This window comes from Cupriavidus sp. C1SS-2L, from assembly GCF_057073735.1.
This window is the reverse complement of sequence record NZ_CP172709.1, coordinates 1,468,472-1,486,351: the sequence shown is the minus strand read 5'-3', so window position 1 is coordinate 1,486,351 and position 17,880 is coordinate 1,468,472. Positions and strand designations below refer to the sequence as shown.

The following is a 17,880-nucleotide window of genomic DNA, read 5'->3' as shown; positions in this document are numbered from 1 at the left end:
CGGTATCAATATAGTATCAGGCTTCCTGACATATCAAGTAGATTATCATCGTTGCGAGTAAACCCCTAACGACTCTCAAGACGCGACACAGGAAGCACCGCATACCACCATGGCAACGTCAGGAACGAAAAGGGCAACGAAGGACGTCGATCAAGCCGCCGGGCATGAAGCGGCGAATCCCATGCCGATCCGCATCCCCTATCTCATTGGCCGCACCGATCGCATCGTCAAGCGGCGGCTGACCGAGGCGCTCGCGCCGCATGGCATTACGCTGCCATTCTTCACGGCCATGTCCGTTTTGCAGGCGAGAGGTAGCCTGTCCAATGCGCAACTGGCCGAACGATCGTTCATGTCACCGCAATCGGCCAACGAGATTGTGAAGATGATGGAAACCAAGGGCTGGATCGTGCGTGAGGCAGATCCGACGCACGGACGCGTCGTCAAACTGAGCCTGACGGAGAATGCACGGGCGCTGCTGGCGCGTTGCGACGAGACCGTGAAGAAGCTGGAAGCGGAAATGCTGGAGGGCATCGATCCGCAGCACGTGGATTTGCTTCGTCAATGGCTGACGCAATGTGCGCGCAATCTGCGCTGAGGATCACGAGATGTTGTTGCCGTGTCATCGGTCGGGACCGGGCCTTGTGCGAGACACGCTCATTGCGATCACATTCGGAACTCAAAGTGAATGATTAGGCACCAAGGCAGCAGTCTTCTCGATGCGAACGGGTTCATTTTGGTAGGATTCAGTCTTTTCGAAGACCGGTATTCCCAGTGCCCCGCGCAGTCCTTTGCCCCCGCCTTGTGATGATCGTGGTTGCGTCATGAGGCTGGACAAGATCAAGTCCCTGCTCGTCCCTCCGCTTGCCCGGGCCTGGGGACATCTGCAACCGGTGCAGCGCCTCACGTCCCTCCGGTCCCAGGCATCGCTCCAGTCGCTGTCGTCCCTGCGGCGCCCGACGCGCCGGCAGGTCTGGCTGGCCGTGGCTGCCGTTCCCGCCGCATTCCTGCTCTATGTGCTGGTGCTGATCCCGTTCACGCCCGGCATCAGCGATATCCGCAAGGCCCGGTTCGAACGCCCCGCGCAGGTGCTGTCGTCCGACGGGAAGGAACTGGCGGTCTTCAAGTGGGCCAACCGCGATTGGGTCAAGCTGTCGGAGATCTCGCCCAGTGTGGTCGACGCGCTGATCGCTACCGAAGACCACCGCTTCTACCAGCACCATGGGCTGGACTGGCGGCGCACCGCCTCGGCGGCGCTGCACACGTTCTCCGGCGACCGCCAGGGCGGCTCGACCATCACGCAGCAGCTTGCGCGCAATCTGTATCCCGATGAGATCGGCCGCGCGCCGACCATGACGCGCAAGCTCAAGGAAGCGATCACCGCGTTCAAGATCGAGGCGCTCTACACCAAGGAGCAGATCCTCGAGACCTACCTGAACACGGTGCCATTCCTGTACAACGCCTACGGCATCGAGATGGCCGCGCGTACGTACTTCGACAAGTCGGCCCGCTCGCTCGACGTACTGCAGAGCGCCACGCTGATCGGCATGCTCAAGGGCAACAGCTACTACAACCCGGTGCTGAACCCCGAGCGCGCGCTGGACCGCCGCAATACCGTGCTGGCGCAGATGGTCAAGCGCGGCAAGCTCGACGCGGGCCGCCTCGACCAGCTCAGCAAGCGGCCGCTGCGCATCGATTTCGAACGCCAGACCGAGCCGCCCGGCCCGGCGCCGCACTTTGCCCAGCAACTGCGCAAGTGGCTGATCGGCTGGGCCGACCGCAACGGCTATGACATCTACGCCGATGGGCTGGTCGTGCACACCACCATCGATTCGCGCCTGCAGGCGTTCGCCACCCAGGCCGTCACGGCGCAGGGCAACCGGTTGCAGTCAATCGCCAATGCCGCATGGGCGCCGCGCGCGGGCTGGGCCGCGAGCAAGGACCTGGTCCAGGCCTTCGTGCGCGAAACGCCCGAGTACCGCAACGCCGTGGCCGCCGGCACGCCGGCCGAGGAGGCCCTTAAGCACCTGCTGGCCGATACGGCGTTCATGCAGGCGCTGCGCCAGCAGAAGACGCGCATCCAGGCCGGCTTTATCGCCATCGATCCGCGCACGGGCCAGATCCGCGCGTGGGTCGGCAGCCGCGACTACACCCAGGACGCCTTCGACCACGTGCAGAGCGCGCGCCGCCAGCCGGGCTCCACGTTCAAGCCCTTTGTCTACGGCGCCGCATTTGAGCAAGGCAAGACGCCTGACGATACGCTGGTGGACCAGCCCGTCGAGATCCAGCTCGCCGGCGGTGAAGTGTGGCGACCGACCGACGAAGGCCGCCCGAGCGGCCGCGCCATGTCGCTGCGCGACGGCCTGGTTTATTCGCGCAACACCATCACTGCGCAGTTGATGCAGGAAGTCGGTCCCGCGCGCGTGGCCAAGCTCGCGCGCGCCATGGGCGTGCGCGACAGCAAGCTGGACACGGTCCCTTCGCTGGCACTGGGCACAAGCCCGGTGACGCTCAAGGAAATGGTGGCGTCCTATGCCACCATCGCCAACGCTGGCGAATACATCGCGCCGACCATGGTGACGCGCATCGAAGACCGCGACGGCAAGGTCTTGCAGGAATTCCAGCCGGCGCGCGCCGAGCGCGCCCTGCCCGCCGCCACCACGCAGACGCTGCTCGACGTGATGCGCGACGTGATCGACCGCGGCACCGGCGCGGCCATCCGCTCGCGCTTCGGCATCCGCGCCGATGTGGCAGGCAAGACCGGCACCACGCAGGACAATGCCGATGGCTGGTTCATCCTGATGCAACCCGAGCTGGTGGCCGGCGCATGGGTCGGCTTCAACGACAGCCGGGTCACGCTGCGCAGCGACTACTGGGGGCAAGGCGCCCACAGCGCGCTGCCGGTCGTCGGCGATTTCTACCAGCGTTCGTTGCGCGGCCGCATCATCGATGGCCGGGCGCGCTTTGCCGAGCAAGAGGAATCGGGCGTCTTCAGCGCGCTGGCCACCCAGGTGCGCGTGTGGTTCAAGCGCCTCTTCGGCGGGACGGCCACGCCAGACGCGCCGGCCACGCGACCCGCGCCGCGCCGCCCGGCATTGCCGTCCCCGGAAGCCGACGTCACGCCGCAGCCACCGGCACCGTTGGCCAATGCCGCGGAAGCGTCCGACGCTTCGGGCATGGCGCTCGATCGCGGCGAAGTCGTGGTCGCGGCGCCGGAACCGGCGCCCACTCCCGTTCCAACTCCTGCGCCATCGTCACCAGCGTCGTCATCGTCAGACACGGCCGCCACCACGGGTCCGGTATCGCCGGCCGCCTTGCCGGCTCAGCCCTCCTCCGCCCCGGCGACAGTGCCGGCCACTTCCGGCACGCCGGGCTGACCGCCCCCCCGCGCTTCCGGTGTGACGCAGAGGCGGCTCCGCACACTGCCGCGCGTCACAAAGGCCGGAAACTACTCCTGGCAAGAGCGTCGATCCCTGCCTACATTGATTCCATCGATGTTCGCGGGAGGGCACGGCCATGGTCAGACAACTCGCCGTGATGACGTTGCTGCTGGCCGGCAGCGGCCTGGCGCAGGCAGTCACCAAGTGCCAGGGCGTCAACGAAACGCTCTACACATCGGCCTCGTGCCCCGCGGGCTACCACAACGTCACGAGCACGATGCGCTCGCATGTACAGACGGTTCCGGGACTCGCAAAGAACCAGAAATCCGCCCGGGCCACGACGCCTTTTGGCTTGCAGCCGGCAGCACTGCGCGATGCCGACTACGAAGCCGACATGCGCCGGCAGAACGCATTCTGGAACCAGTGCCTGATCATCGACTACCGGATACGCGCGACGGAGCGCGCGATGCAAACCACCGAGTACTGGAGCCGTGCCGACCGCTATCGCGAACACGCCGACGAGTTGCGTGTGCTGCAGTACGGCATGGGTTGCCTGGGCTGAAGCGTACGCACCGCGCCCTCGTGAACGCGCGCGGCCGATTGATGCGACATACCTGCTTCAACAGTGAAATCCCGCCCGGGGCCTGACCGGGCGGGCGCCTGCTGCACCGCATTGCCTGACACATGGACTGGCCCGACATGCCGCATCCGGCATGCGCGTGCCGATGTGCGATCTCCATGTGCGAAAACAGACGGTCAGCGCAGACGATCTTCTGCGTCATAGCAGCATTGACCGGTTTGCTGTCCCACATGACGAGGGCCCGAACATGAAGATCCGTCTAGCCTGCCTGGCCGCACTGTCGATGCTGGCCGTCGCCGCCCATGCGCAAACCAGTGTCGTGCGCTACGGCATTGCCGATGCCGGGGTCGAATACACCGCCGGCGCGGCCGCCACCGGAACCGGCAGCCGCTATGTCATGCGCGAATACGCCGCGGCATTGTCGGATTCTCGCTGGGGGCTGCACCATGGCAGTGAACCGGGCATCGGCCTGAAGGCCTTCATGGCGGTCGAAAACGGCAGCTACCCGGATGTCGGCAGCACTAACCTGGCTAACCGGGCGAGCATCGGCGCCGCGTACTCGCTCGGGCCGGCAAGGGCGATCGCCGGGTACCGCTGGTCCTACGACAGCTTCAACACCGTGGGGCTGCGCACCAACCTGTACTGGCTTGGCGTGCAGTACCAGGTCACGTCCGCCATCCAGGTCGGGGGGGCGGCGTACTACAACGATGCCCAGAGCGGTGCCGGCGATCCGTACAGCTTCATGCTGACGGGGTCCTATGCGTACTCGAAACGCACCGACGTCTTTACCACGCTCGGATTTGCCCGCAGCCGCAACAGCCCCGCCATGGGCCTGACGGGCTTCGGCCCGTCACTGAATCCGTATGCGACGGCGCTGTCGGGTCCGACCGAGCAGATCGGGGCCCGCGACAACCAGTTCGGCGCGGTAATCGGGCTGCGGCACCGCTTCTGATGTCGGTAATCAGACCAGCCCCAGGTCTTGTGCCTTCGCCCCGGGAAACACCTGCGCCACCCGCGCATCGTCAAGACCGTACAGCTGCCGGAACATCCCGCCGAGCATGGCACGGTATTCGTTGCGCACCGGATAGTCGCGGTTCTGGTTCAGCGTAGCCGCCTCCACGGCTACCTGCTCTCCGGCAATACGGCCGCCGCGCACGGCGCCGCCGGCCACCCAGTAGACCGTGCCATGGCCATGGTCCGTGCCGCGCGAGCCATTCTCGCGGAGCGTGCGGCCGAATTCGGAGACCACCACCACGGCGGTCTTGTTCCATGCTGGGCCCATCTCCTGCGCAAAGCCAGCCAGTCCGCGGCCGAGGTTGTCGAGCAGGTTCGCGAGTTGCCCTTGTGCAGCGCCCTGGTTGACGTGCGTATCCCAGCCGCCGACGTCGACGAAGCCAAGGTTGAATTTGTCGCGCATCAGCCCCGCCATGCGGCGCGCCTCGACCTCAAAGCCGCGCGCGCTCAGCGAACGGCGGTTGGCTGCCTGCATGTCCTGCATGCGCGCGGCCGCGCTGTCCATCGCGCCCGCCGCGCCACCCATCGTTGTCCGGGCCTGCATCGCCTGCGCCTGTTCGGCAACGGTCTGGCGCAGTTCGAAGCCTTCATCGATCAGCGATTCGAAGCGCGTGCCGCGGTACATCTGCGCGAGTGCGCGCGTCTGGCGCGCATCGAACGGCGTGCGCCCCGTGCCCTTGAGCGAGACATTGGGGACATCCTGGCTGCCCGACAGCACCATCGGCAATCCGTCGGTGAACGCCACCGGCGCCGCGCGCCCACCCATCGACTGCGCCAGCCGGTTCAGGAAGCCGCTGCCGCGCAGAGAAGCCGCGTCATGGCGAGCGTCGCCGGTGCCCGACATGCCGGCTTCGATAGTGTCCTGCGTCTCGAAGTGGCTGCGCGACATGTCATGGGTGCCGGCAAACGGCACGAACGCGAGCTGCTGGCGGTTCCACAGCGGCAGCATGGTGTCGGCCAGGGCCGGGTGCAACGCCCAGTCGCCGATGCCGCGCCGGCTGCTGTCGGACGCAAATGCAGGCGCCAGCGCAACGGCTGCCGCGGGATCGGGCTCGGCGCCCGCAGGTACCGGACGGCGGATCGCGATATTGGGCCGCGAGGCGTAGTAGAAATCGCTGCCCGCGGGCACCAGCACGCTGGTGGCGTCATAGGCGCCGCGCAGGAACACCAGCAGGAAACGCGCGTCCGCCTGAGCGGGCAACGCATAGACGCGAGAGACGACCGAGGGCAATGCGAGCGCGAGGCCGGCAGTGCCTATCGTCCTGAGCCATTCCCGACGTTTCATTCCGGATCCTTGCGTATTGGGGTTTTCAACGCTGCATCCACTCCGGCGAACTGAGCAGCAGCGTGTTCCATTCGGCCTGCGTTTCGGCCTGCGCGAGCGACGCACGCGTTTGCGCGCCAAGCGTTCGTTCGATGGTGTCGTAGTAGGCCTTGCCTGCCACCATCGGGAAACGCGCGGGTCCCGGCGGCACATTGGCATCCCCGGCAAACAGTCCTGCCGGGCCGGAACCCATCGCGCGCGCAATCTCGAAGCGCTTGACCATCTGCCCCGAACTGGCCCACGCCCCTTCGGCGGCCGGATAACCGTCGGGCGTGACATGCCCGTAGAGCGGCTCGCCAAGCTGGTTCAGCCAGTTCATGACCGGGCGCAGATTGCTGACGGTGCGGCCATCGTAGGCGAGGCGCATCGACGCCATGACGAACGCCATCGGGTCGCGGAACTTGCGGGCCGATGCATCGAGCATGCGATCGAGTTCCGGCGACAGGAACATCGTGGTCAGCACGGCGGAAATATCGCCATCGGTGCGCGTGAACGTCGCGGCCATGCGGTCGACCAGCGCAGCCGGCGGATTGTCCGCGACGAAGTACGCGGCGAGCTTTGCGCTGATAAATCGAGCCGTGGCCGGCTCGCGCGTCAAGATCGCGACCGCACGCGCCGCTTCGTCAAACCCGGTCGGCTCGATGCGCTGGCCAAGCAGCGTCTTCGCGCCGAAATCGTGGCGGCTCGGGTTGAACTCGAACAGGCCCTCGCTGCGGTACGCCGCCGCGCGCACCGGGCCCAGCCCCGGCGGCTCGCCGCGCAGGTTGACGCCGAAGCCTGTCAGCACGCGCGCCAGTTCCTGCACGTCCTGCTGGGTATAGCGCGATCCGCTGGGGCCACCCGATACGCCGAGCGTATGCAGCTCCATCAGCTCGCGCGCGTAGTTCTCGTTGACGCGGTTGGCGCTGCTCTGCGCGTTGTCCAGGTACTCGAGCATGGCGGGCGCGGTCACCGTCGCAAGCACCAGATCGCCGAACTTGCCGAGCGCGCGCGGGCGGATCGTGTTCTCCTCATAGTCCGGCAAGGACCAGCGCACCTGTCCCTTGTACCCGTAGACGCTGAAGTGGTTCATCCAGAACCACGTCATCTGCTCGCGCAGCTGGGCCGGTGAGTACAGCGCGCGCAGCAAATGCCGGCGGCTGGTATCGGCGATCGTCTGCCGCCCTTGCTGGTTCAGTGCCTGGCGGGCCTGCTGTTTGGCCATCTCGTCCGGCAGGCTGGCGATGCGCTGGCGTTCGCCGCGCGCCGCGCGGACGCGATCGACGGCTGTGCCCTGCAGGTTCGGCAATGCCGCAATGGCGGCGGCCACATGGGGAGGATCGGTGGCCGGCATGCGCAGTTGCTCTTCCAGGAAGCGCTTGCGGCCCTGCTCGCGCAGCCGGGCGATGCTGGCCTGGTCGGCGCCGAAGCTGACGGTATTGAGCCAATGCAAGTCCGCGGCGCTGAGCGGGCCTGCAGCCGCTGGCGGCTGCAGCGCACATGACGCCAGTGACACGATCGATGCAGCGGCCAACAGCGTGGCGAGCACGCGCCGCAGGGCGCGGGTGCCGACGCCTGCTTGGAGGATCTGCCGCCAAGGGGACATGCCAGGCTCCTTCGCTCGGGGATGCGGGGACATGGTCATCTTACGTGTCCGGCGGGGTGGCGGTTGACAGGGCTGGGTTTGGGTGTGTGTAACACAAAATTTTGGTCTTCTTTTGTCGTTGTGCTGGCCCGAGCCAGAAGCGCCAACCGGCCACCATGAGCCCGCCAATTGCCGAAATCGCCAAGACATCCTCGCCGTGCGGCATTAGTTTCCAAGGCATGCTGGCACCCGTGACTCCCACCGCCGCCGAATTCCGTTGAAACCACGCCACGCCCTTATGTCTCACCCTCACCCTTCAGCCGGCTGGCTCCCCGGCCTCATCTTCGTCCTGATCTGGTCCACCGGCTTCATCGTCGGCAAGGCCATCGTACCGCTGGCCGACACCAGCCTGTTCTTGCTCGCGCGCTTTGCGTTGGCGGCGCTTATGTTCTGCATTGCAGCAACGTCTGCACGCGCCGCGTGGCCGGCGTGGCGCGAGGTGCCTCGCCACATGCTGGCCGGCGCACTGATGCAGGGCCTTTACCTGTGCGCCGCATTCGGCGCCGTCGCGCATGGCCTGCCGCCCGCCGTGATGGCGCTGCTAGGCGCGTTGCAGCCGCTGCTGACCGCACTGCTTGCCATTCCCCTGCTGAAGGAGCTACCTTCCAGACGCACCTGGCAAGGACTGGCCGTCGGCGCCGCGGGCGTGGCGCTGGTGGTGGTGCCGGCCATGCAGGCCGGCATCGGCCCGGGCGTGTCGCCCTGGGTCGTGCTGACCGGGCTGCTTGCCATTGTTTCGATCACCATGGGAACCCTGCTGCAGAAAATGTCGATCGCCGCTTCGGACCTGCGCACCAGCTCGGCCTGGCAGAACGTCGGCGCCATGCTGGTGGCCGGCGTCGCGGCGTGGCTGTCGCCGGCACCGCACTGGCAGCCCGTGCCGGTGCTGTGGGCAGCGCTCGGCTGGGCCGCTTTCGTCATATCCGGCGCCGGCACCTGGCTGCTGCTCGGCATCGTCCGACGCGGGCAGGCTGCCGGAGCTTCGGCGCTCATGTTCCTGGCCCCGCCGCTGGCCGCGGTGCAGGCGTGGCTCCTGTTCGGCGACCGCCTCGGGCCGCTGCAGTGGCTCGGCATGGCCGTCGCCGGTGCCGGAGTCTGGCTGTGCCAGACGCGGCAGCCGCAACCAAAGCAGAGGCATGCCACTGCCCACTGAGCCAATGCGCATGGAAAGCGCCAGCGCCGCAAACCCGCTGGTGGAACCCCGCCGCTACCACCCATGGCCCGCGGGGCATGCGCATGACCATCACCAGTTGCTGTTCGGGCTCGACGGTGCGACCGAACTCGAGATCGACGGCCACCTGTACCGGGTCGACCGCGATCACGGGCTCATCGTGCCGGCCGGCAGCCACCACGAGTTTCTCGGGCTGGAAGGCAACCTGCAGGTCGTGGCGGATTTTCCCGGCACGTCGGTCGCACTGCCCGCACGGTTGATGGAGCGGCCGCGCGGCTTCGTGCTGGACGGCGCGCTCGGCACGCGCGTGCAGGCACTGGCCGCGCTGCGCCCCGCAAACCCGCGAGCCACGTCTCTGAACTGGAGCGTGGCGGCGACGCTCGCCGGCGACCTTGCCGAACGCCTCGGTACGCCGGACGGGCACGAGGCCGCGAGCGTTTTCCCTGTCATGGCCATCGACGCCTACCTGCGCGCGAACCTCTCTTCGGCCGTGCATGCAGGCCATCTGGCCGGGCACTTCGGCTGGAGCGTGCGGCGCTTCCACACGCTGTTCGCCGAGGCCTTCGGCGACACGCCTCACCGCTACCAGACCCGGCTGCGGCTGGACCGCGCCGTGCAGTTGCTGGCGAACAGCGGCCTCCCGCTGGTGGAGGTGGCGCTGGCCTCCGGCTATCCCGACCAGACCACCTTCACGCGCAGTTTCACACGCCGGTTCGGCCAACCGCCCGGCGCGTGGCGCGCATCGGTGCGCACCTGAAGGCAGCTCAGGCCGCCTCGGCCCGCGCCAGCCACGCGCGCCATCCGCCCCAGCGGGTGATGTCGGTCGCGCCCGACACACCTGCCGGCTCGCAGATAAAGCCTGGCACCTCGGTACCATCTGCCAGCAGTGTGCGGCCAATGCCCAGCGGCGCGGGAATGCCCGCGACGAAGCTGCCGAACTGCGTCTGCGGCAACTCCCAGACTTCCACCTCGATCGCCGCGCCGCCCTCGGCCACGCGGACCAGCCCCGGCCGGCGCGGGCCTTCGCCGCTCAACGCATAGAACCGGTAGCACGGCGCGGTGCGCGTGCGCGCGACAAGTCGGGCGCCGCGGTCGGCGAGTTGGTGGTGCAAAGGCTGGCCTTGCAGGTGCGCGCCGCACACGGCCACGCGGATCTGGCCAGACGGCACGGCACGGGGAACTGCGCCACCTTGCGGCAATGGCCTGCCCGTCGCCCCCATCGTCGCAGCTCGCCCCTGCAGCGCCTGCTGCCAGCGGCGTGCCAGCCGCAGCAGCGGTACATCCTGCTGCGCAGGCGCCACTACGGTCACGCCAAACGGCAGGCCGAGCGCGGTCAAGCCTGCAGGCACCGCAATGCCGCCGTAGTCGAGCAGGTTCATGAAATTGGTAAAGCGGCCAAGTTCACTGTTCAGCCCGATCGGGTCCGCCAGCATGGCCGCGATGGTGGGATGCTGCGGCACCGTCGGCAACAGCATGGCATCCACCTGCACCCATACCGCATCGCACCGGCGCCGCAGGTCGCGCAGTCGATATGTCGCGGCAAAGGCATCGGCGGCCAACGGTGCGGCGCCGCCGAGCGTGATCTGCCGCGTGACCGGGAACACGGCCTTCGGGTTCGCGTCAATGAATGCGCGGATGGCCTGGTAACGCTCGGCCACCCATGGCCCTTCGTAGAGCAGGCGTGCGGTCTCCAGGAACGGCGCGATGTCGATCTCCACAAGCTCCGCGCCAAGGCTGCGTGCATGATCAAGCGCCCGCCCCCAGGCCTCGGCATAATCAGGCGCGAGGTTGCCCAACGCATGAAGCGCCGGCACGCCCACGCGGAAGGACGGCGCACTGCCGAAATCGAAGCCATGTGGCGAGGCCTTTCGCGAGAACGCGTCGGCTTCGTCGAACCCGTGTGCCACGGCAAAGACGCGGTGCGCATCGTCCGCGGTTAAGGCAAAGATTGACGCGGTATCGAGCGAGCGGCACGCCGGCACGATACCCGTCGCGGACAGCAGCCCGCAGGTGGGCTTGAGTCCCACGAGGTTATTGAACGCGGCCGGCACGCGGCCCGAGCCCGCGGTGTCCGTGCCGAGCGCGAAGCTCACGTGGCCCAGCGCCACTGCCACCGCCGACCCCGAACTGGAGCCTCCCGATACGTAGTCCGGATCGAACGCATTGCGGCACGCACCATAAGGCGAGCGCGTGCCGTTCAGCCCCGTCGCGAACTGGTCGAGGTTCGTCTTGCCGATGGCAATCGCGCCGGCATCGATAAGCCGCTGCACGACGAAGGCACTCTGTTGCGGGACATAGGCGTACTCGGGGCACGCCGCAGTGGTCGGGCAGCCGGCCAGGTCGATGTTGTCCTTGATCGCGAACGGAATGCCATAGAGCGGCAGCGTGGCAGGATCGTGCGCCATCAGTGCGCGGGCGCGTTCGCGCAATCGGCCTGCATCGAGCCGATGGATCCAGGCATGGTGCGGATCGTCGGCCGTGGCGGCAATCACCGCTGCCACAACATCGAGCGGCGTACGCCTGCCGCTGCGGTAGTCATCCTTCAGCGAGGCAATATCCAGTGAAAACGGCACGGCGCGGGCGGGCGTGTTCATGCTGCCACCTCGCTTGCCATATCGGCGCAAACCTGCACGACGTCCGGTACGACCACAGCCATCTCCTGTCCCGCGCCGACCGGCGCCCCTTCGGCGCAGCCGAGATGCCACACGGTGCCCGCACAAGGCGCCACCACGGCGAACTCCATCTTCATCGACTCGACCACGACGAGCGTGTCGCCCGCTTCGACGCTGCTGCCGGGCTGCACCAACACTTTCCAGACACTGCCGGGCACGGCGCTGCAGACTATGCGCGCCCCCTCGGGACGCTCGCCCGCATCATCCGTCGCGGACGCAGCCGCGACCGGCTCGTCCACATGCTCGGCCTGCCCTGCCACGCGCCACCGCTCGCGCTCAGCCGCAAAGGCCGACTGTTGGCGCAAGCGGAACGCGGCGATATCGGCGGCGTTCTCGTCCAGCAGTCGCTGATGGTCACGCATGGAAAAGCGGCCCGTCTCGATGCGCACCGGATAGCGACCCGCCGGGAAATCCTTGCGGATCTGCAGCAGCTCGTCCTCGCCGACCGGGTAGAAGCGGATCGTGTCGAAGCAGCGCAGCAGCCAGGGCTTGCCTGCTTCGAAGGCCGGCGCGCCGCTGTCGGCATCGCGCCAGCGGTTCCACATCTGCAGCGTGCGGCCCACGAACTGGTAGCCGCCGGGCCCTTCCATGCCATACACGCACATGTACGCGCCACCGATGCCCACGGCATTTTCCGGCGTCCAGGTGCGCGCCGGGTTGTACTTGGTCGTCACGAGCCGATGGCGCGGATCGAGCGGCGTCGCCACCGGCGCGCCCAGATAGACATCGCCGAGACCGAGCACGAGGTAGCTCGCGGAGAACACGATGTCCTTCACGGCCTCGATGCTGTCGAGTCCGTTGATGCGACGGATGAACTCAATATTGCTCGGGCACCACGGCGCATCGGGACGCACCGACTGCATGTACTTGTCGATGGCCAGCCGCGTCGCGCTGTCATCCCACGACAGCGGCAGCCAGACCGTGCGCGACGGCACCGAGAGATCGTCCGTGTCGCCGAGTGCTTCGTCTGCTCGCACGATGGCATCGACCAGCGCGCCGCGTTCGATCCGCGCGGGGTCGAAATGAATCTGCAGCGAGCGGATGCCGGGCGTCAGGTCGATGATGCCCGGCAAGTCAAGGGCCTGCACGGCAGCATGCAATGCATGAATACGCATGCGCAGGCCGATGTCGAGTTGCGCTTCGCCAAGCTCGACAAGCAGGTAGCGGTCACCCGCCTGCCGCACGACCAGCGCCGGACGGCCCGACACTGCCGGCCGGGACAGCACCACGGGTGATTCTGGCGATGCCGGTGCAAGCCCGGGCATGGACTGTGGTGCAAGCGTGCGCACCAGCGCGTCCTGCGTTGCGTGCAGGGCAGCGGCTTCCGACTGCGCGATGCGCCGGAATCGCACTTTGGTGCCCGGGCGCAGCTGGCCGAGCTTCCATCGCTCGGCCGCGGCCACCACGGCCGGGCACACGAAACCGCCGAGGCTGGGGCCGTCGGGACCGAGGATCACCGGCATGTCGCCGGTGAAATCGATCGCACCGATGGCATACGCGTTGTCGTGGATATTGGACGGATGCAGGCCGGCTTCGCCGCCATCGGGCCGCGCCCATTGCGGCTTGGGGCCGATCAGGCGAACGCCGGTGCGGCTCGAGTTGTAGTGGACCTCCCACTCGGCGGCGAAGAACGCATCGATATCGGCGTCCGTGAAGAAATCCGGTGCCCCATGCGGGCCGTACAGCACGCCGATGTCCCAGGCCTCTCCTGCCTGCGGGAAGGCGGGCACGGCTTCGGCCGCCAGCGCCGACGGTTCATCTTCCACATCCGCGCCGATATGGATCACGTCGCCCACGCGCAGCGTGCGTCCGCCATGGCCGCCGAACTGGCCCAGCGTGAACGTGGAGCGGCTGCCGAGGTAATGCGGCACGTCGAAGCCGCCACGCACGGCCAGGTACGCGCGGCTGCCATGCGCTGGCGCCGCGCCGATCGCCAGCGTGCTGCCGGCCGGCACGCGATGCGCCATCCACGGCGCGAGCGGCTTGCCGTCGAGCATCAGCGGCAACGGCGCGCCGCACACCGCGATCACGGCCTCGCGCCAGAAGCGCAGTGTCGGGCCGCCCAGCGTGCATTCGAGGCCCGCAGCATGCGCGGCATTGCCAACGAGGCGATTGGCCAGCCGCAGCGACTGGTCGTCCATCGGCCCCGAAGGCGGCACACCCACGTCCCAGTAGCCGAGGCGGCCGGGCCAGTCCTGCACAGTGGTCTGCACGCCGGCGTCGAGTACTTCCATCGCATCCGGCACGAAATGCAGCTCGCCCAGCGAGCGCGTGACGATTCGGCCGTTGACGAAATCCTCGCTCGCGGCGACGTCGCGCAGGTAGCGCAGGTTGGTTTCGATGCCGCCGACGCGACAGGCGGCCAACGCGCGCTGGAGCCGCTGCACGGCATCCGCGCGGTCGACACCGGTCACGATCAGCTTAGCGAGCATCGGGTCGTAGTGGGCCGGCACTTCGGTCCCCGCGGTCACCCAGCTTTCGACGCGGATATCGTCGGGAAACACCACTTCGGTGAGCAAGCCGGCACTCGGCTGGAAATTGCGCGCAGGGTCTTCGGCATAGAGCCGGACCTGGATCGATGCGCCGCGCGGCGTGGCGGCCTCCAGCGCAAACGCATCCCCGCGCGCGAGCCGCACCATCCATGCGACGAGGTCGACGCCGGTGACCTGCTCGGTCACGCCATGCTCGACCTGCAGCCGGGTGTTGACCTCAAGGAAATAGAACGCGCCCGTGTCCGCATCGAGCACGAATTCCACCGTGCCAGCCGAGCGGTAGCTGACGGCGCGGCCAAGCCGCACGGCCGCCGCCATCAGCGCATCGCGCGTAGTGGTGTCCAGCCCCGGTGCCGGCGTTTCCTCGATCACCTTCTGGTTGCGGCGCTGCGCGGAACAGTCCCGTTCGCCGAGCGCGACCACATTGCCATGGCCATCGCCAAACAGCTGCACTTCGATATGGCGTGCGCGTTCGACGAATTTTTCCAGGAACAGTCCAGCATCCTTGAAGTTGGCGCGCGCGAGCCGTTCCACGGCTTCGAACGCAGGCACCAGTTCCGCTTCGCTGCGTACCAGCCGCATGCCGATGCCGCCGCCGCCCGCGCTGCTCTTGAGCATGACCGGGTAGCCGATGCGCGCGGCCTCCGTACGCGCGTGGTCCAGGCCATCGAGCAAACCGCTGCCCGGTAGCAGCGGTACGTCATGCTGCTCCGCCAGTGCGCGGGCCGTGTGCTTCAGGCCGAACGCGCGCATCTGGTCTGGCGTCGGGCCGATGAACGCGACGCCGGCCGCTTCGCAGTCCTGCGCGAAGCCGGGGTTCTCGGACAGGAAGCCGTAGCCCGGATGGATGGCGCCTGCGCCGGTAGCGCGCGCGGCCTCAAGCAATCTTTCCGCATCGAGATAGCTCTGCGCGGCAGGCGCCGGACCGATGCAGACCGCCTCGTCCGCCATGGCGACATGCGCGGACTCGGCGTCGGCTTCGGAATACACGGCGACGGAGCGCAGGCCCAGTTCGCGCAGCGTGCGGATGATGCGGCAGGCAATGGCGCCGCGGTTGGCGATCAGGACGGTATCAAAGCGTGGCGCGGGCGTGCCGGCGCCGGATGCAGGAGCGGAATTCGCGGACATGGGGATGTTCCCTCTCGATGTCAGGCAGGTCGTCCTGCCGGTTGCGTATCGGCCACGGGTCGTCCCGCGGCGGCGCCAATGGAGCGGAGTTGGCGCGAGAGGAAGGTGTCAGGCGCCGGTGGCGTCCCAGACGATGAACTCGACCGGCGTCGGGTCGTAGCCGTTGCACGGGTTGTTGAGCTGCGGGCAGTTTGAGACCAGCATCCACACATCCATGTGGGCGCGCAGTTCGACGTACTTGCCCGGTCCGGACACGCCATCGGCAAAGTGCAGCGAGCCATCGGCCGTCACCGGCACGTTCATGAAGAAGTTGACGTTAGGCACGAGATCGCGCTTGCCCAGCCCCACGTCGGCCTGCGCCATGGCCAGCAGGTAGTTGTCCCGGCACGAGTGCATGAACTTCTTCTGCAGCGCGTAGCGTACGGTGTTGCTTTCGGCCGCGCACGCGCCGCCGACCGTGTCATGCCGGCCACAGGTGTCGGCGACAATGGTCAGCATCGGATTGCCGAGGTTCGACACCAGCGCCGAGCCGGTGGTCAGGTAGATGCCGCCCTGCCGCAGCAGCGTGTCCGTGGCGCTGTAGTGCTCGGCCACGTCATGGCGGTTGTAGAACAGCACGTCGGCCGCCTGGTTGCCGAGCAGGTCGACGATGCGCACGGTCTGGCCGGCACGGATCTCGGCCAGCCATGGCTCACCGGCGGGCTGGCGATGGCGCAATGCGGCGGCAGCCGGATCGAGCAGGCTGGTGTGTGGCACGAAGGCGCTTGCCTCGGCGGGCATGGTCATGGATGCGGTCATGGTTCAGGAAAGGGCAAACACGTCGGCGTTATGCAGAGCCCGCGCACATTCCGGACGGAAGCCGCGGCAGAAGTCGTCGGCCGGCGCAGGGCCGGAGCGCCATGCGGCAACGCCGATGGCGCCGGGCTGATAGCCATCGCGCAGATCAAGCGGATGCGGCGCGGTGGAGATGGCGATCACCAGGTCCATCTCGCAGCGCAGCTCCACGCTGCTGCCGCGCACAGTGCGCGCGGCATCGAACGCAAAGCGCCCTTGTTCGTCGACCGCCACCTTGCTGAACAGGTTGACCGGCGCAATCAGGTCGCGCGCGGTCAGTCCGTACTTGCCGGCTTCGATCAGCAGGCCGTCCTTGCCCGAGCGATGCATGGCATTGCGGTGCGCCTCGAAACGGCATTCGCCATATTTGTCGCGCATGCGCGCGGTGTCCAGCACCGCACCGAACGGGTCGTGCCAGCCGAGAGTGTCGTGCGTCACGGACACCATGGCGCGGCCCATATCGCTCATCAGCACATGGCCGCGCGTGAAGTGGGCCGTGTGCAGCGCCTTGCAGGTGTCTGGCATGCTGTAGCGTTCCAGCTTGTCATGGGCGGCGTAAAGCACCACCGAGCAGTTGGCGCGCTCGCCAAGCGCCGCGAAGCGCAGCGACGTGCCTCGCGTCACGCGCCAGCTCCAGTGGCCGCCGCCGGGCACGATCTCGCTCCACAGCACGCGCATGGCGCGCAGATCGGGCGCGAAGCGCTGCCAGTGGGCGGCGGCGTCGACAGGCGCGTGTGACGGCGGGTTGTCGAGGGTATGGTCGGAATGGGACATCGATGGTCTCCTTGGGATGCGTTGCGGATCGGTCCGGATGTCAGGCCGCACGCGCCTCGCGCGACAGTTGTTCGAGCAGATCGAGATCGGTCTGCATGCCGGACGTCGCGCGGATGCGGGCGAGGATGTCGCGCTTGAGCTGCAGGAACTCGGGCGAGTGCTTCATGTCCTGCGAACGCTGCGCGGGCAGCGGCACGTCGTAGACGGTGTCGATGCGGCCGGGGCGCGGCGCCATCAGCACCACGCGCTGGCCGAGGTAGATGGCTTCCTCGACATCGTGGGTCACGAACACGATCGTGGTCCGCTCGAGCCGGTGCACATGCAGGATCAGGTCGTGCATGACCTCGCGCGTCTGCGCGTCTAGCGCGCCGAACGGCTCGTCCATCAGCAGCACGCGCGGACGGCTCATCAGTGCGCGCGCAATCGCCACGCGCTGCTGCATGCCGCCGGAAAGCTGGCCCGGGTAGTGGCTGGCCACGTGCGCGAGACCCATCAGTTGCAGCAGTGCGTCGGCGCGCCCGGAAGCCGCCTCCACATCGGCGCTGGTGCGGTTGCGCGCAAACAGGCTCAGGCGGCGGCAGAAGCGGATGTTCTCGGCGACGGTGAGCCACGGATAGAGGCTGTAGTGCTGGAACACCATGGCGCGCTCGGGTGCCGGGCCGGCGATGGCGTGGCTATCGCACTGCAGCGTGCCGGCGTCGTGCGTCTCCAGTCCGGCCAGCGTGCGCAGCAGCGTCGACTTGCCGCAGCCCGACGCGCCCACGAGCGTAACGAAGCCGTTTTCGGGCACGTCGAGGCTCACGTCCTGCAGGGCAGGCTGACCGCTGCGCGGACCATAGAACTTCCACACGCCGCGCGCGCTGAGCTTGGGTTGGGATATTGCGTTCATG

The 17,880-nt window shown here is 67.6% G+C and carries 13 protein-coding genes; 6 read left to right on the top strand and 7 right to left on the bottom strand.

The window, feature by feature from the left end:
• The first annotated feature begins 181 nt into the window (after positions 1-181).
• The 4 genes from ACIGJG_RS24535 to ACIGJG_RS24520 all read left to right on the top strand — a co-directional run bounded on the left by ACIGJG_RS24535 (position 182) and on the right by ACIGJG_RS24520 (position 4,909).
• Positions 182-595: a MarR family winged helix-turn-helix transcriptional regulator gene (locus ACIGJG_RS24535; protein ID WP_140951789.1), complete on the top strand. Its 414-nt coding sequence runs from the start codon at positions 182-184 to the stop codon at positions 593-595.
• Positions 596-821: 226 nt separating this feature from the next.
• Positions 822-3,374 carry a penicillin-binding protein 1A gene (locus tag ACIGJG_RS24530; RefSeq protein ID WP_483673114.1) on the top strand — a complete coding sequence of 851 codons (2,553 nt, stop codon included), beginning with the start codon at positions 822-824 and terminating at the stop codon, positions 3,372-3,374.
• A 139-nt stretch (positions 3,375-3,513) separates the two neighbouring features.
• On the top strand, positions 3,514-3,939 hold the full coding sequence (locus tag ACIGJG_RS24525; RefSeq protein ID WP_011300990.1) for a hypothetical protein: 426 nt from the start codon (positions 3,514-3,516) through the stop codon (positions 3,937-3,939).
• Between the two features lie 265 nt (positions 3,940-4,204).
• On the top strand, positions 4,205-4,909 hold the full coding sequence (locus tag ACIGJG_RS24520) for a porin (RefSeq protein WP_011300991.1): 705 nt from the start codon (positions 4,205-4,207) through the stop codon (positions 4,907-4,909).
• 9 nt (positions 4,910-4,918) lie between these two features.
• Here the strand turns inward: ACIGJG_RS24520 and ACIGJG_RS24515 are convergent, their stop codons facing one another.
• A complete protein-coding gene (locus ACIGJG_RS24515) occupies positions 4,919-6,256 on the bottom strand; it encodes a DUF1501 domain-containing protein (RefSeq protein WP_011300992.1) in 1,338 nt (445 codons plus the stop codon).
• Positions 6,257-6,281: 25 nt separating this feature from the next.
• Complete coding sequence (locus tag ACIGJG_RS24510) at positions 6,282-7,880, bottom strand: DUF1800 domain-containing protein (RefSeq protein WP_483673113.1); 1,599 nt, start codon at positions 7,878-7,880, stop codon at positions 6,282-6,284.
• 277 nt (positions 7,881-8,157) lie between these two features.
• On the opposite strand from ACIGJG_RS24510, the gene ACIGJG_RS24505 reads away from it, so the two are divergent.
• Both ACIGJG_RS24505 and ACIGJG_RS24500 read left to right on the top strand, forming a co-directional pair.
• On the top strand, positions 8,158-9,072 hold the full coding sequence (locus ACIGJG_RS24505; RefSeq protein WP_011300994.1) for a DMT family transporter: 915 nt from the start codon (positions 8,158-8,160) through the stop codon (positions 9,070-9,072).
• A complete protein-coding gene (locus tag ACIGJG_RS24500; RefSeq protein ID WP_483673112.1) occupies positions 9,056-9,847 on the top strand; it encodes a helix-turn-helix transcriptional regulator in 792 nt (263 codons plus the stop codon). Before ACIGJG_RS24505 ends, ACIGJG_RS24500 begins: the two co-directional genes overlap by 17 nt.
• Positions 9,848-9,854: 7 nt before the next feature.
• On the opposite strand, the gene atzF is transcribed toward ACIGJG_RS24500, so the two are convergent.
• From atzF to ACIGJG_RS24475, 5 genes are all read right to left on the bottom strand, one after another.
• Entirely contained in the window at positions 9,855-11,684 is a 1,830-nt protein-coding gene (gene atzF / locus ACIGJG_RS24495) for an allophanate hydrolase (protein ID WP_483673111.1), read from the bottom strand.
• Positions 11,681-15,382, bottom strand: coding sequence for an urea carboxylase (gene uca / locus ACIGJG_RS24490; protein WP_483673110.1), 3,702 nt, complete (start codon positions 15,380-15,382; stop codon positions 11,681-11,683). The genes atzF and uca overlap by 4 nt, the downstream gene beginning before the upstream one ends.
• A 108-nt stretch (positions 15,383-15,490) precedes the next feature.
• On the bottom strand, positions 15,491-16,168 hold the full coding sequence (locus ACIGJG_RS24485) for an urea amidolyase associated protein UAAP2 (RefSeq protein WP_258234686.1): 678 nt from the start codon (positions 16,166-16,168) through the stop codon (positions 15,491-15,493).
• Between the two features lie 15 nt (positions 16,169-16,183).
• On the bottom strand, positions 16,184-16,990 hold the full coding sequence (locus ACIGJG_RS24480; protein ID WP_011300999.1) for an urea amidolyase associated protein UAAP1: 807 nt from the start codon (positions 16,988-16,990) through the stop codon (positions 16,184-16,186).
• Positions 16,991-17,030: 40 nt separating this feature from the next.
• Positions 17,031-17,879: an ABC transporter ATP-binding protein gene (locus ACIGJG_RS24475; RefSeq protein ID WP_011301000.1), complete on the bottom strand. Its 849-nt coding sequence runs from the start codon at positions 17,877-17,879 to the stop codon at positions 17,031-17,033.
• Position 17,880: the final 1 nt, after the last annotated feature.

What these genes read in the sequence shown, in the direction of transcription:
- ACIGJG_RS24485 (WP_258234686.1), bottom strand. Translation starts at nt 16,168, where the DNA reads ATGACCATGCCCGCCGAGGCAAGCGCCTTCGTGCCACACACCAGCCTG.
- ACIGJG_RS24535 (WP_140951789.1), top strand. Translation starts at nt 182, where the DNA reads ATGCCGATCCGCATCCCCTATCTCATTGGCCGCACCGATCGCATCGTC.
- ACIGJG_RS24505 (WP_011300994.1), top strand. Translation starts at nt 8,158, where the DNA reads ATGTCTCACCCTCACCCTTCAGCCGGCTGGCTCCCCGGCCTCATCTTC.
- ACIGJG_RS24525 (WP_011300990.1), top strand. Translation starts at nt 3,514, where the DNA reads ATGGTCAGACAACTCGCCGTGATGACGTTGCTGCTGGCCGGCAGCGGC.
- ACIGJG_RS24500 (WP_483673112.1), top strand. Translation starts at nt 9,056, where the DNA reads ATGCCACTGCCCACTGAGCCAATGCGCATGGAAAGCGCCAGCGCCGCA.
- uca (WP_483673110.1), bottom strand. Translation starts at nt 15,382, where the DNA reads ATGTCCGCGAATTCCGCTCCTGCATCCGGCGCCGGCACGCCCGCGCCA.
- ACIGJG_RS24530 (WP_483673114.1), top strand. Translation starts at nt 822, where the DNA reads ATGAGGCTGGACAAGATCAAGTCCCTGCTCGTCCCTCCGCTTGCCCGG.
- ACIGJG_RS24515 (WP_011300992.1), bottom strand. Translation starts at nt 6,256, where the DNA reads ATGAAACGTCGGGAATGGCTCAGGACGATAGGCACTGCCGGCCTCGCG.
- ACIGJG_RS24520 (WP_011300991.1), top strand. Translation starts at nt 4,205, where the DNA reads ATGAAGATCCGTCTAGCCTGCCTGGCCGCACTGTCGATGCTGGCCGTC.
- ACIGJG_RS24475 (WP_011301000.1), bottom strand. Translation starts at nt 17,879, where the DNA reads ATGAACGCAATATCCCAACCCAAGCTCAGCGCGCGCGGCGTGTGGAAG.
- atzF (WP_483673111.1), bottom strand. Translation starts at nt 11,684, where the DNA reads ATGAACACGCCCGCCCGCGCCGTGCCGTTTTCACTGGATATTGCCTCG.
- ACIGJG_RS24480 (WP_011300999.1), bottom strand. Translation starts at nt 16,990, where the DNA reads ATGTCCCATTCCGACCATACCCTCGACAACCCGCCGTCACACGCGCCT.
- ACIGJG_RS24510 (WP_483673113.1), bottom strand. Translation starts at nt 7,880, where the DNA reads ATGTCCCCTTGGCGGCAGATCCTCCAAGCAGGCGTCGGCACCCGCGCC.